This is a genomic window from Methylobacterium frigidaeris, assembly GCF_022179185.1.
Taxonomy (GTDB): Bacteria; Pseudomonadota; Alphaproteobacteria; order Rhizobiales; family Beijerinckiaceae; genus Methylobacterium; species Methylobacterium frigidaeris.
This window is the reverse complement of record NZ_BPQJ01000003.1, coordinates 328,685-342,336: the sequence shown is the minus strand read 5'-3', so window position 1 is coordinate 342,336 and position 13,652 is coordinate 328,685. Positions and strand designations below refer to the sequence as shown.

Here is a 13,652-nt window from a genome sequence, read left to right as displayed (position 1 = left end):
ATGCGCCGGTCGCCTTCGCATCGACGCGTCGATGCGAAGGCGCGAGGGTATGAGAGGGGCCCAAACTCAATCTGCTTGACCACGCGAACGACTGCCCAGGGTGGATGCGGAAGTCGACTAACCGCTCTCAAGCGGCGGTTCCGCCTGCGCCGCAATCCGGGATTTCACCTTTCCTGGCCTCGATGCACAGAAGAGGGCGTTGTGGCAGACGTCACTCTATGAGAAAAACTAGCTCGATTGCGACGCCTGAGTTGGAGCGTAGCACCTAGAAACGGGATGATTATCAATATTAAATGTCGACTGTAATATGTACTATTTTAATACCGTCAACTGACTTGTAAATTTGCAATCCACTCATGTCCAGGATGCAATTTGTCCAGCCAGATAGCCAGTCGCCTCTTCTCATCAAAAGAAAATTTCGACCGAGAAAGATCGAAGTCTATCTGATCTTTTTCTCTGCGGTGTTTGGCTTTGAACAACATGACGTTTATCGGCGCAAGGTATGGAATGCCTGTTGTGCCCACGCGAACAGCATCGGGTCGTGCCATCTGTATTGTCTGATCGTGCTTATAAATCCATAAGTCTCGTGTTCCTGGCTCCATCATCATGTCCACGCGCCAGCAACCCTGCCGCATGTCTCCGCCCCAAAGCTGCCAGACATCGCTTGGTAGGTCAGCTGACGGGTGCAAATATTCGATTGTTCCATTTTTGACGGTAAAAAAATCTAGCTCATTTAAAATGGCGCGGAAATGATCTGCGTCATTGCGAATGACAGCAAACTCCAAGTCTTCGTGCTCACGCGTTTGCCTGCCATGCCAAACGTCCAGAGCCCATCCGCCTGCGACGTACCATGGGAGGACTGCTTCTCGGAGACGATGGCCGAGTTCGTGGGGAGACCATGCATCCCAAGCTTCGTCATCGAGAGGCTGCATCGAAATACCCGTAGGGAGCATCTGTGAATAACGAAGCCTTAACTTCCGTAGCGACGCCAACGGAAGGCCTGTTTCATGGGCGCAACATTTGGCGACGAAACGGAAGACTTTACTCGTTCGAGCCGTGGCTCATTGTCGGTCAGTCTGACGAAAAGCGGGCCTTCCGAAGGTCGTCAAGGGTCGAGAGCGGGCTGATACCCTCGCGCCTTCGCATCGACGTGTCGATGCGAAGGCGAGCGGCGCATCAGCGCCGGCGCCCGTTCGGGCTTGCCTGACACCTTCGAACGCGTCCGTTCGAAGGTGCGGCGGTATAATACTATAATCAGGCTGATTGGGTTTAGGCCCAAACCCCGGACATCGCAGTTCTCTCTCCCGCGAGGGAGAGAGAACCGCGCTTCACGTGGATATGTCTTTGTCGACTATGACGCCCCGGTGATCCTCTCGCTGGGACGCCTCATTCCAGAAATTACGCCGACATCAACGGCGTGCCCGCCTCCGCCGTATTGTCCGCCTCCGCGACGGTGCGCCCCTGCGCCTCGACCACGGCCGCGGCCGTGATGTTGACGATGCCGCGGGCCGTCACCGACGGGGTGAGGATGTGGGCGGGCTTCGCCGGCCCGAGCAGCAGCGGACCCACCGGCAGCGCATCGGCGAGCATCTTCGAGAACTGGAACGCGATGTTCGCCGCGTCGAGGTTCGGCATGATCAGCACGTTGGCCTCGCCCTTGAGGCGCGAGCCCGGCAGCACCTTGTCGCGGATCGCCTGCGACAGGGCCGTGTCGGCCGCCATCTCGCCGTCGACCTCGAGATCGGGTGCGCGCTCGCGCAGCAGGCTCAGGGCCTGGCGCATCTTCCGTGAGGATGTGGTGTCGAACGAGCCGAAATCGGCGTGGCTGACCAGCGCGATCTTCGGCGACAGGCCGAAGCGGCGGGCGGTGTCGCCGCAGGCGATGGCGACGTCGGCGATCTCCTCGGCGCTCGGATCGGGCCGCACGTGGGTGTCGGCCAGGAAGTAGGCGCCCTTCGAGGTCACGATCAGGCTGAGCGCCGCGAAGTCCCGGGCGCCGGGAGCGAGCCCGATGATGTCGCGGATCACCCGCAGCTTGCTCTCGAAGCGTCCTTCCAGGCCGCAGATCAGCGCGTCGGCCTCGCCGCGGCGCACGGCGAGCGCGCCGATCACCGCGTTGTTGGTGCGCACGAGGGTGCGGGCTCCGTCCGGCGTGATGCCGCGCCGCCCGGCCAGGTCCAGGTAGGTCTGGACGTAGGTGCGGTAGCGCGGATCGTCGTCGGGGTTGATCAGCTCGAAGTCGCGGCCCGGCTGGATGGCGAGGCCGAAGCGCTTCAGGCGGGTCTCGATCACGTTCGGGCGGCCGATCAGGATGGGCTTCGCCAGCCCCTCCTCGACGATCGCCTGGACGGCGCGCAGCACCCGCTCGTCCTCGCCCTCGGCGTAGACGACCCGGCGGGGATCCTGCTTCGCCGCGGTAAAGACCGGCTTCATGATGAAGCCGGAGCGGTGCACGAACCGGTCGAGGGACTCGGCATAGGCCTGCACGTCCGGCAGGGGCCGCTTGGCGACGCCGGAATCCATCGCCGCCTGCGCGACGGCCGGGGCGATGCGCAGGATCAGCCGCGGGTCGAACGGGCTCGGGATCAGGGAGTGCGGGCCGAAGGGCCGCGCCTCGCCGCCATAGGCCCGGGCGACGACGTCGGACGGGGTCTCGCGGGCAAGCCCCGCGATCGCCTTCACGGCTGCCGCCTTCATCTCCTCGTTGATCGTGGTCGCGCCGACATCGAGCGCCCCCCGGAAGATGTAGGGGAAGCACAGGACGTTGTTGACCTGATTCGGAAAGTCCGACCGCCCGGTGCAGATCATCGCGTCCGGCCGCTTCTCCTCGGCGAGGTTCGGCATGATCTCCGGATAGGGGTTGGCGAGCGCCATGATCAGTGGCTTCTCGGCCATCCGCTCCAGCATCTCGGGCTTCAGCACGCCGCCGGCCGAGAGGCCGAGGAACACGTCCGCCCCCGGGATGACCTCGGCGAGCGTGCGGGCCTGGGTGTCCTGGGCGTAGACCGACTTCCAGCGGTCCATGAGCTTCTCACGGCCGCGATAGACCACGCCCTCGATGTCGGTGACGACGATGTTTTCGCGTCGTGCCCCGAGGGAGACGAGCTGGTTGAGGCAGGCGAGCGCGGCGGCGCCGGCCCCGGAGGTGACGATCTTGACGTCGGCGATGTTCTTGCCGGCGAATTCGAGGCCGTTGAGCACGGCCGCCGCCACGATGATCGCGGTGCCGTGCTGGTCGTCATGGAAGACCGGGATGTTCATCCGGGCCCGGCAGCGCTCCTCGACCTCGAAGCATTCCGGCGCCTTGATGTCTTCAAGGTTGATGCCGCCGAAGGTCGGCTCCAGGGCCGCCACGACGTCGACGAGCTTGTCGACGTTCTTCTCGTTGAGCTCGATGTCGAAGACGTCGATGCCGGCGAACTTCTTGAACAGGACCGCCTTGCCCTCCATCACGGGTTTGGACGCCAGTGGTCCGATATCGCCGAGGCCGAGCACCGCGGTGCCGTTCGAGACCACCGCGACGAGGTTCTGGCGCGCCGTCAGGGTCGCGGCTTCCTCCGGATCGGCGGCGATCGCCTCGCAGGCGGCGGCGACGCCCGGTGAGTAGGCGAGCGCGAGGTCGCGCTGGTTGCCGAGCGGCTTGGTCGGCTGGATCTCCAGCTTCCCGGGTCTCGGATGACGGTGATAGAACAGCGCGCCACTCTTCAGATCGTCCGAAATGTTGCTGCTCACCGCGCTCTCTCCCCGGATCGCCCGAAAGGTCGGGCCCGCCGTCCCACCCGTGGCTCACGACGGTGCCCGCGGGTGAAGGGTTTCCTGCACCGCCTGCGGCAGGGGCGCAACCCTCACAACGAGACCCGCCTGCATCTCGCCAAGCTCGTCGCCCGCCACGGCTTCCGGATCGGCCCCTACTCCTACGGCAGGCCGAAGATCCGCTTTCCCGAATCCGGCGCGCGACTGTCGATCGGCCCCTATTGCTCGATCGCCGACAAGGTCGAGATCCTGCTCGGCGGCAACCACCGTACCGACTGGGTCTCGACCTATCCGTTCGCGGCGATGCGGGGCCTGTGGCCGGACCTCGACGCGCCGGACGGCTACCACGCCACCCGGGGCGACGTGGCGATCGGCGCCGACGTCTGGCTCGGCTCCGGCTGCCTGATCCTGTCGGGCGTCACGGTCGGCCCCGGCGCCGTGGTGGCGGCCCGCGCCGTCGTCACCCGCGACGTGCCGGCTTACGCCATCGTCGCCGGCAACCCGGCCCGGGTGATCCGCCATCGCTTCCCGCCGGAGACCGTGGCCGCCCTCGTCGAGACCGCCTGGTGGGACCTGCCGCCGGAGCGGGTGCGGACCCTGGTGCCGCTGCTCCAGAGCGGCGAGGCGGACGCCCTGCTGCGGGCCCTGAGGGGAGGGGAGCCGGTCAGCCGATGATCCAGCTGGCGACGAGGCAGGTCGTCGCCGCGAAGGTCACCGCCACCGTCGCCCAGCCGAGGACATTCACGAGCCGGCCGTTGACCCGCTCGCCCATCATCTTTCGGTCGTTGGTCATCAGCATCATCAGGAGGAGGAGCGGGGGCACCGAGAAGCCCTGCACCACCCCGGACCAGACCAGCGCCCGCATCGGGTTGAAGCCGAGGAAGTTCAGCCCCACCGCCACCACCGTCACCGCCGCGATGGTGCCGTAGAAGAGCTTCGCCTCGCGCGGCTTGGCGTGCAGGCTCCCCTTGCGGCCGAGTCCCTGGACGAGATCGTAGGCGGCGCCCGTCGTCATCACCGGCACCGCCAGGAAGCCGACGCCGACGACGCCGAGGGCGAACAACACCTTGGCACCGGAGCCGGCGAGCGGTTCGAGCGCCGAGGCCGCCTGCGCGGCGCTGTCGATCGCGGTCTGGCCCGCCGGGTGCAGGGTCGCGCCGGTCGACAGGATGATGAAGTAGAGGATCAGGTTCGAGAACAGCATGCCGGTGATCACCTCGCGCCGGGTGCGCTGCAACTCGGCATCCGTGGCGCCCTTGCGCTGGCGCAGCGTATGGCGGCCCTGGCCGATCTCCTCCTCGACCTCCTGGTTCGACTGCCAGGTGTAGATGTAGGCCGAGAGCGAGGTGCCGATGCAGGCGACGATCATCGCCAGCGCGTCGCTGTCGAGGGTCAGGCTCGGCACCAAGGTGCGATACAGGACCTCCGCCGGATCGGGCCGAGCCAGGATCGCGGCGGCGACGTAGGCGAACAAGGCCAGCGCCAGCCAGCGGAAGAGGCGGCGCAGGAGCGCGTAGGAGCCGAGGATCTGGAAGGCCAGGATCACCGCGGCGGCGGCGGTGACGATCACCGGCACCGGCAGCGGCACCAGCAGGTTGAGGGCGGCCCCGATGCCGCCGAGATTGGCCGCTGCCTCGATGACGTTGCCCAGGAATGCGCCGAGCACGACCGGGTAGAGAACCCAGCGCGGGTAGCGGTCGCGCACGGCCGCGAACAAGCCCTTGCCGTAGACCTGGCCGAGCTTGGCCGAGACGTAGACCACCACGATCATCATCGGCAGCAGGACCGGGGCGATCCACAGGAAGCCGAGGCCGAACTTCGCTCCGGCGCTGGCATAGGTGCCGATCGCCGATGGGTCATCGTCCGCCGCCCCGGTGATGACCCCGCCGCCGACGAGGCGCAGGAGGCCGGGCTTCTTTCGGGGCTCGCCCTGGGGATCGTGGAGGCCAGACGTGGCTGGATGCTCGGCGTCGGCCCGGGAGCAGGAGCGGGATTTGAGTTCTGACATGCTCCCTCGGAGTATCTGAGATCCGAGGGCCTAACTTGCCGAGCCTTCCCCGGTTCGCGGCAAAGCGCAGCCGCCGCGCTTCTCGGCCTCCGTGCTCGTGAGCCCAGGGGTGACAGGACCGGTCCGGTCCGGCAGGGTCGCCCAACCGCCCCCGCGAAGGACGCCGATGACCCGCCGCCCCGATCCCGCGCCCCGCCGCGCGCTCCCCACGCGCCGCGAGGCGGTGGAGGCGGCGCTCTCCCGCCTCGCGCCCCGGGTGCCGGAATTCGAGGCGGAAGCGATCGTCGACCGGGCGCTGGCGAGCACCGGCCTGCGCGGCGCCGCGCCCGAGACCGCCGCCTGGCTCGGCATGGTGGCTTACGCCCGCCACGTCTTCACCGAGTACGATTCCCTCCTGGAGGACGGCTACGACCAGGACAGCGCGCGCCACTTCATCCTCGACGACCTCAACGCCGTGCTGGCCGAGTGGGGCGTGCGGCGGCGGATCGGCGAGGACGAGCCCGAGGCGGAGGCGCCAGGATCGGAGGCTCCCGGGGGCGAGCCGGCGTGACCGTTCCTATATGAACGGGCAACGCTGCCCGACTGCGCCGCCCGACTGCAAAGCCCGATGACCGCCCCGATCGCCGACGTCCTGATCCCGCTCGCCCTCGACCAGGCCTACAGCTACGCCGTGCCGCCCGAACTCACCCTCGCGGAGGGCGACGTGGTGCAGGTGCCGCTCGGGCCGCGGGAGACCGTGGGGGTGGTGTGGTCCCTGCGCGACGGCGCCGGCTCGAACCTGCGCCGGGTCAGCGGGCGGATCGGCGTCGAGGCCTTGAGCCCGGCGCTCCGCCGCCTCGTCGAGTGGATCGCCCGCTACACCCTGGCGCCGAAGGGCTCGGCGCTCGCCATGGCGCTCCGCCTGCCGGAGGAGAGCCGCACCGAGACCGCCCGGATCGGCGTGCGGGCGACCGGGATGCCGCCGAGCCGGATGACCCCGGCGCGGGCCAAGGTGGTGGCGGTGGCGGCCGACGGCGTGGTGCGGGGCAAGCGGGCGCTCAGCCTGGAGGCCGGGGTCAGCGCCGGCGTCGTGGATGGGCTCATCGACGACGGGGTGCTCGAAACCGTGGCGCTGGCCCCCGAGCGGGTCGCCGAGCCGCCCGATCCCGACCATCCGCACGACGCCCTCTCCGAGCCCCAGGCCGAGGCGGCCCGCGCCCTGATCGCCACGCTCACCGCGCCGCCTCCCGGCGGGGGACCCGCGGGGGAGGGCGGCGTGACGCTGCTCGAAGGCGTGACCGGATCGGGCAAGACGGAGGTGTATTTCGAGGTCGTGGCCGAGGCCCTGCGCCGGGGCGTGCAATCCCTGGTGCTGATGCCGGAGATCGCGCTCACCGCGCAGTTCCTCGACCGCTTCGCCAAGCGCTTCGGCGTGCGGCCCGCCGCCTGGCATTCCGGGGTCGGCGGGCGCCGGCGCGAGCGCATCCGGGCCGGCGTCGCCTCGGGCGAGGTGCAGGTGGTGGTGGGCGCCCGCTCGGCCCTGTTCCTGCCGTTCCGCCGGCTCGGCCTGATCGTCGTCGACGAGGAGCACGAGGGCGCCTACAAGCAGGATGACGGCGTCTGCTACCACGCCCGCGACATGGCGGTGGTGCGCGGCAAGCTCGAGAACGCCGCCGTGGTGCTGGCCTCGGCCACGCCGGCGATCGAGACCCGGGTGAACGCCGAGCGCGGCCGCTACCGCCGGGTGGTGATGCCCGAGCGCTTCGGCGGACGGCGTCTGCCGGAGATCCGCGCGATCGACATGAGAGCTGAGAAGGTGCCGCGCGGGCGCTACCTCTCGCCGAGCCTCGTCTCGGCCATCGCCGAGACCAACGCGCGCGGCGAGCAGGCTCTGCTCTTCCTCAACCGCCGCGGCTACGCCCCCCTCACCCTGTGCCGGGCCTGCGGCCACCGCTACCAATGCCCGAACTGCTCGACCTGGCTCGTCGAGCACCGCTTCCGCCGGGCGCTGGTTTGCCATCATTGCGGCCATGCCGAGCGGCGCCCCGAGGCCTGCACCGAGTGCGGCACCTTCGACAACCTGACCGCCTGTGGTCCGGGCGTTGAGCGCATCGCCGAGGAGGTCGCCGCCACCTTCCCGGACAAGCGGGTGATCGTCCTGTCGAGCGACTTTCCCGGCGGGGCCGAGCGGCTCCGGGCCGAACTCCAGACCGTGGCCGAGGGCGGCTGCGACATCGTCGTCGGCACCCAGCTCGTCGCCAAGGGCCACAACTTCCCGCACCTGACCCTCGTCGGCGTCCTGGATGCCGATATCGGTCTCACCTCCGGTGATCCCCGCGCCGCCGAGCGCACCTTCCAGCTGCTCCAGCAGGTCACCGGCCGCGCCGGCCGCGGCGAGAAGCCGGGCCGGGCGCTGGTCCAGACCTACCAGCCCGAGCATCCGGTGATCGCCGCGCTCATCTCCGGCGACGCGGAGCGGTTCTATTCCGAGGAGACGGCGGCCCGGGAGGTCGCCGGCCTTCCGCCCTTCGGACGCCTCGCGGCGCTCGTGATCTCCTGCACCGACCGCGAGGCCGCCGAGGCTCATGGCCGCGCGCTCGCCCGCGTCGCCGAGCCGCCGCCCGGCGTGATGGTGCTCGGCCCCGCCGAGGCGCCGCTGGCGCTGGTGCGCGGCCGGTACCGCTTCCGCCTCCTGGTCAAGACCGAGCGCGAGATCGACCTCCAGAGCTACCTGCGCGACTGGCTCGCCCGCGGGCCCAAAGTCCGGGGGAATCTGAGGGTCGGGATCGATGTCGATCCGCAGAGCTTCTTGTAGGGCTTTTGCTCCCATACAACGGCGCAGGATCTCAGATCACGTTCACACCTCTCCGCGTCATCCCGGGGCCGCGGATCGGAACCCGGGGTGACGCGAAGAGTGTCGCCCCGTCGGGCAGGCGCGAAGTGCGGTTCGATCGGATCACCGTGGCGCGGCTTCGGCACTCGCCGGCTGGCACGCTCCACCCGTCCCGCCGAGCAGCCGATCCACCGCCGCGTCGAGCTGCGGGTCGCGGCCCTCGGCCCAGGCGGCGGGATCGGCCGGGACCGCGAGGTCCGGCAGCACGTCGGTGTTCTCGAGCCGGCTGCCGTCGGTGCGGTAGAGGGCGACCTGCGGCAACCCGTAGGTGAGGCGCGGCACGATCGGCGAGGACACCCACCAGACGAAGGTGCCGGTGCCGGCCACCGGCTCGCCGATCAGCGGGCCGATGCCGAGGTCGTGGTAGCCCTGCGGGAAGATCGAGGCGTCGGAATAGCTCGCGCCATTCATCAGCACCGCGGAGGGGCGGCTCCAGCGGTCGCGCGGGTCGTTCTGGACCGGGCCGGAGCGGGGCGCGAAGGTCAGGTAGGGGCGGCCGGACAGCATGGTGAGCAACTGGTTGTGCAGGTTGCCGCCGCCGTTGAAGCGCACGTCGACCACCAGCCCCTCGGCCCGGCCGAAGCGGCCGAACACCTCCGCGAAGGTGCCGCGGTAGGAGGCGGCGTTCATCGCCCGCACGTGGACGTAGCCGAGGCGGCCGCAGGAGCGGGCCGCGACCGCGTCCCGGCGCTGACGCCGCCAGCGCTCGAAGGCAAGGTCGCGCTCGCGCTCCAGGCTCACCGGCACGCGCCGCTCGCGCCGCTCCGTCCCGTCCGGCTTGGCGAAGGCCACCTCGATCCGCCGGTCCTTCGCGCCGCGCAGCAATCGGCGGAGGCCGCCCTCCTCCGGCACAGCCTCGCCGTCGATCGCCGTGATCACGTCGCCGGGGGCGAGCTGCGTGTCGCCGGCGTCGAAGGGACCGGCGGGCAGGATCGCCGCCACGCGCATGCCGGGGCCGGGATAGGTCTCGTCGTAGAAGAGGCCGAGGGAGGCGGTCTCCTCGCCCGGCGGCACGCCCGGGCCTAAGACGGCACGGGTATGCGAGGCGTCGAGCTCGCCCGCCATCTCGGACAGGAGCTCGGCGAGATCGCGGGCATCGGCCAGGGCCGGCAGGAAGCGGGCGTAGCGGGACCGCACCGCCTCCCAATCGACCCCGTGCATGCCGGGATCGAGGAACTTCGCCCGCGTCAGGCGCCAGGACTGGTCGAAGCCCGCCGCGAGGCGCGCTGCGGGGTCGTGGCCGGCCTCCGCCTCGACCCGGACGTGGCGCGACGTGCCCTTGGTCAGGTCGACCTCGGTGAAGCCGTTCGCGGAGAGGAACGACAGGGTGCGCTGGTCGCGGCTCAGCCGCACCGGGGAGAAGCGACGGCAGGGCAGGTCCGAGAAGAGCGTGCGGCGCGTGCCCTGGCGCAGGTCGCGCAGCGTCCCGGTGACGGCGTAGCCCTCGCCCTTCGGCCGCTCGCTCTGCTCGACGACGAGCAGGCTCACCCCGTCGCGCATCAGGACGGCCTGAACGACGTCGACATGGCCTTGCGACAGCCGGTGCTCCCGGTCCTCGAGCCCCTCGGGATCGAAGATCTGCGGCTCGGTGGCGCCCGAGGCGGAGTGCAGGTCCTCCGGCTCGCTGCGCCAGATCAGCATCCCGCCATCCGGGCTCCACTGCGCCTCGCTCTGGCCCTCGCCCGCCGGCGCCACCCGCCGGGGCGGCCGCGAGCCGTCCGCCGGCACCACCGCGACGTTGTGGGTGAAGCCCCGGTCGAGCTGGACCGGCAGCGCCAGCCAACGCCCGTCGGGTGACCAGGACAGCCACCAGGACGCGTCGCGATAGGGATAGAACAGGCCCGGCGGCACTACCTCCCGGTCGGTGCCGGTCGCCGGGTCGAGGACGTGGACCGCGCCGCGGTCGTGGATATAGGCGAGGTGGCGCCCGTCCGGCGACCAGGTCGGCAGGAACGCGTCGCCCGGTGGGGTCGGCAGCGCCCGCTCGACCAGGTGGGTCGCCTGGGCGAAGCCCCGCTCGTCGGCGTGCGCCGGCCTCGCCTCGTAGAGGCCCCAATGCCCGTCGCGCTCGGCCGCGTAGACGAGGCGGCGTCCGTCGGGCGAGAAGGCGGGGCCGCGCTCCTCGCCCGCCGTGCGGGTGATCCGCTTGACCGACTTCCCGTCCCGCGAGGCGACATAGATCTCGCCCAGGGACACCAGGGCGACCTCGTGGCCGCTCGGCGACGGCGCGAGATCGGTGAAGTCGGAGATGCGGGCCGGCACCTCGTCGGGGAAGGTCGCCTCCGCGACCGTGACCGGCACGGGTTCCGGAAGGGCCGTGCCCCGGCGCAGGCGGTAGATCTGCCCGTCCCGCGCGAAGGCGAGGTCGCCGTCGCGGGAGGCGGAGAGGAAGCGCACCGGCCCATCATCTTCGAATTGCGTGACCTGGTGCGGCACCCGGTCCGTCAGGGACAGGCGCCAGACGTTGAGCGAGCCCGAGGCCTCGCCGAGATAGGCGATCTCGCCGCCAGGCAGCCAGACCGCGTCGCGGCTCTCGCGGGTGCCGTCGGTCAGGCGCTCGTGGCGGCCGGTGGCGGCGTCGTAGAGCCAGACCTGGCGCACCGCCCGCGAGACCTGGTGCTGGCGGAAGCGCTGCTCGACATTGGGGCTGGTGTAGAGAAGGCGCCGCCCCTCCGGGTCCCAGCGCGCATCGAGGGCGGCGTTGGGCAGCACCAGGGTCTCCCGCCCGCCTGCCAGCGGCACGGCGTAGACCTGGCTCGCGTGCTCGGAGAGGCCCGGCGGCGCGAAGGTGCGGGTCGCGTCGCCGAGGCGCCACGACGCGAACAGCGCCGCCCATCCGTCCGGCGTGACGCTCATCGGCCGCTCGTCGCGGGAGTACCAGGTCAGGCGCTTGGCCGCGCCGCCCTCGGCCGGGGCGCTGTAGAGGTTGAGGGCGCCGGAACGGTCGGAGGCGAAGGCGAGGCTCCGCCCGTCGGGTGACCAGAGCGGCGTCTCGGCGTGGAGGCCGGCGGGGGTCAGCGCCCGCGCCTCGCCGCCGCCGGCGGGCACGGTCCAGATCCGTCCCCGGACGCGGAAGGCGATCCGGCTGCCATCGGGCGACAGGGCCGGCTCGCGCAGCCAGAGCGGCGGCTCGGCGGCGCGGGCCTCCGCGGTGCACAGGAGGAAGAGCGCGATGACCAGGAGCCTGCGCATGCCGGACCGTCGGAGCTTGGTGCCGTCGTTCTCCTCTTGCGTAAGGCAAGGTCCCGGTGCTGTCGAGCTTACGCCACCCGCCGCGACGCCGCGCTCCCGGTGCGTCCATGCGCGCTCTCGAACAGTGCGTTGAGCTCGCCGCCGGCTTTGCGGGCGATGCGGGTCGAGGCCGCCCCCTCGCTCCTGTCCGCGACGATCGCCCGGAGCGCATCCGCGGTGCGCTTCTCGATGGCGTAGAACAGGCTCTCGGCCGCCTTGGCGTTGGCGCTGAGCAGCACCGAGGCGAGGTCCCGATAGGCTTCCCTGAGGAGATGATGGGCCAGGCGCTCGGCCGCCTGCTCCTCCGTCAGCGCGTCGTCGCGCATGGCTCAATACCTCCTGCCAGCAGGCATGGACGGTGCGCCCACTGGATTGCGCGAAGCTTGCGCGCCGAATCCGACCGTCCGGCGGCTCATGGATCATCGCGTAGGGTGAAACGATGTGTTTCGATCGTTTCCATTTTCAATCCGAATGTTAGGCCTCAAGCTCTTGCTATTCGGACGCGCCCGGCCCGAAACGGTCCGTCGGGCAGAGCAAGAAGGAGCATGAGCGATGAGCTGGCACAGTGCCGACGATCCGGTCCCGGGCGACCACTTCAGCTGCGACGCGATCCAGACCCTGATCGTGCCGCGCTCGCGCGATCTCGGCTCCTTCGCGGTTCGGCGGGCGCTGCCCTCGACCCAGTGCCGGATGGTCGGTCCGTTCATCTTCTTCGACCAGATGGGCCCGTCGGAATTCCTGCTCGGTACCGGGATGGATGTGCGGCCCCATCCGCATATCGGCCTCTCGACCGTCACCTACCTGTTCGACGGCGAGATCATGCACCGCGACAGCCTCGGCACCGAGCTGCCGATCCGCCCGGGCGAGCTGAACTGGATGACGGCCGGACGCGGCATCACCCATTCGGAGCGCACCGGCAGCGCCCTGCGGCAGACGGGCTCGCGGCTGTTCGGCCTCCAGAGCTGGGTCGCCCTGTCGGCGCAGGACGAGGAGACCGCCCCGGCCTTCGAGCATTACGACGCCGCGTCGCTGCCGATCGTCTCGGCCGAGGGCAAGACCGTCCGGCTGATCGCCGGCGAGGCCTACGGCGCGCGCTCGCCGGTGCGGACCTCGACCCCGATGGTCTATGCCGACGTGGCGCTCGAAGCGGGCGCCGTCCTGCCGCTCGACCCCGACTACGACGAGCGCGCGATCTACACGGTGTCGGGCGCGATCGAGATCGCCGGCGACGGCTTCGGCCCCGGCCAGCTCCTGGTCTTCCGCCCCGGCGACCGGATCAGCGTACGGGCGACGGAGGCCTCCCGCTTCATGGTGCTGGGCGGCGAGCCGATGGACGGTCCGCGGCATCTCTGGTGGAACTTCGTCTCCTCGCGGCCCGAGCGGATCGCTCAGGCCAAGGAGGATTGGCGCCAGGGCCGGTTCGACACGGTCCCGAACGACGCCGAGTTCATCCCCCTGCCCGAGGACCCGCCGCCGGTGCGCTACCCGTGAGCGCGGGAACGGGGCCCGGGATCGCCGGGCCTCGTCCGTCGAGGTCGACCGCCCATCTCCCTTTCCCAGGCCATGCCTGGCTCAGGCCCTGACCCTGGCGGATCGAGAGCGGATCGGGCGCGAGGCCGGTCCGACAGGGGGCATCCGCGACGCGCAAGCCGCGCATGCGGGCGGTGTCGGGGGCGAGGTCGGCGACGATCCGTCGGGGGCTCAGGTGGACACGCGAGCGAGGCTGGCCCGCACGCAGCGACGGTGCATCGCCGCCGTCATACCAAGGTTTAAACAGTTCGGACTTTC

Annotated in this window: 9 protein-coding genes and 1 pseudogene; 5 read left to right on the top strand and 5 right to left on the bottom strand. The window is 70.2% G+C overall.

All coding sequences use genetic code 11. The annotated features are described in order from the left end of the window. Positions 1 to 326 precede the first annotated feature (326 nt). Positions 327 to 932: a nucleotidyltransferase domain-containing protein gene (locus MFF64_RS05130; RefSeq protein ID WP_099898956.1), complete on the bottom strand. Its 606-nt coding sequence runs from the start codon at positions 930 to 932 to the stop codon at positions 327 to 329. 466 nt (positions 933 to 1,398) lie between these two features. Then, positions 1,399 to 3,732, bottom strand: a complete 2,334-nt coding sequence (locus MFF64_RS05125; RefSeq protein WP_099898936.1) for an NADP-dependent malic enzyme — start codon at positions 3,730 to 3,732, stop codon at positions 1,399 to 1,401. 84 nt (positions 3,733 to 3,816) lie between these two features. Between MFF64_RS05125 and MFF64_RS05120 the strand changes: the two genes are divergently transcribed. Then, positions 3,817 to 4,428: a CatB-related O-acetyltransferase gene (locus MFF64_RS05120; protein WP_099898953.1), complete on the top strand. Its 612-nt coding sequence runs from the start codon at positions 3,817 to 3,819 to the stop codon at positions 4,426 to 4,428. On the opposite strand, the gene MFF64_RS05115 is transcribed toward MFF64_RS05120, so the two are convergent. Continuing rightward, positions 4,418 to 5,761, bottom strand: coding sequence for an Nramp family divalent metal transporter (locus tag MFF64_RS05115; protein ID WP_099898934.1), 1,344 nt, complete (start codon positions 5,759 to 5,761; stop codon positions 4,418 to 4,420). The two genes, MFF64_RS05120 and MFF64_RS05115, sit on opposite strands and share 11 nt — an antisense overlap. Before the next feature lie 166 nt (positions 5,762 to 5,927). Here MFF64_RS05115 and MFF64_RS05110 point away from each other — a divergent pair, with 166 nt between their 5' ends. Together MFF64_RS05110 and MFF64_RS05105 are read left to right on the top strand one after the other, a co-directional pair. Further along, a complete protein-coding gene (locus tag MFF64_RS05110; protein WP_099898932.1) occupies positions 5,928 to 6,311 on the top strand; it encodes a DUF2293 domain-containing protein in 384 nt (127 codons plus the stop codon). Positions 6,312 to 6,368: 57 nt separating this feature from the next. After that, positions 6,369 to 8,555, top strand: a complete 2,187-nt coding sequence (locus tag MFF64_RS05105; RefSeq protein ID WP_238189910.1) for a primosomal protein N' — start codon at positions 6,369 to 6,371, stop codon at positions 8,553 to 8,555. Positions 8,556 to 8,696: 141 nt separating this feature from the next. Here MFF64_RS05105 and MFF64_RS05100 read toward each other — a convergent pair whose 3' ends face one another. Together MFF64_RS05100 and MFF64_RS05095 are read right to left on the bottom strand one after the other, a co-directional pair. Beyond that, the gene (locus MFF64_RS05100; protein ID WP_238189908.1) at positions 8,697 to 11,825 is read right to left on the bottom strand and encodes a S41 family peptidase; all 3,129 of its coding nucleotides are present in this window, start codon (positions 11,823 to 11,825) and stop codon (positions 8,697 to 8,699) included. A 68-nt stretch (positions 11,826 to 11,893) separates the two neighbouring features. Next, positions 11,894 to 12,190, bottom strand: coding sequence for a hypothetical protein (locus MFF64_RS05095; RefSeq protein ID WP_099905722.1), 297 nt, complete (start codon positions 12,188 to 12,190; stop codon positions 11,894 to 11,896). 226 nt (positions 12,191 to 12,416) lie between these two features. On the opposite strand from MFF64_RS05095, the gene MFF64_RS05090 reads away from it, so the two are divergent. Together MFF64_RS05090 and MFF64_RS05085 are read left to right on the top strand one after the other, a co-directional pair. Beyond that, the gene (locus MFF64_RS05090) at positions 12,417 to 13,355 is read left to right on the top strand and encodes a pirin family protein (RefSeq protein WP_099905720.1); all 939 of its coding nucleotides are present in this window, start codon (positions 12,417 to 12,419) and stop codon (positions 13,353 to 13,355) included. Between the two features lie 76 nt (positions 13,356 to 13,431). Then, a pseudogene (locus tag MFF64_RS05085) lies at positions 13,432 to 13,558 on the top strand (IS5/IS1182 family transposase); the annotation flags it as partial. Positions 13,559 to 13,652 lie beyond the last annotated feature (94 nt).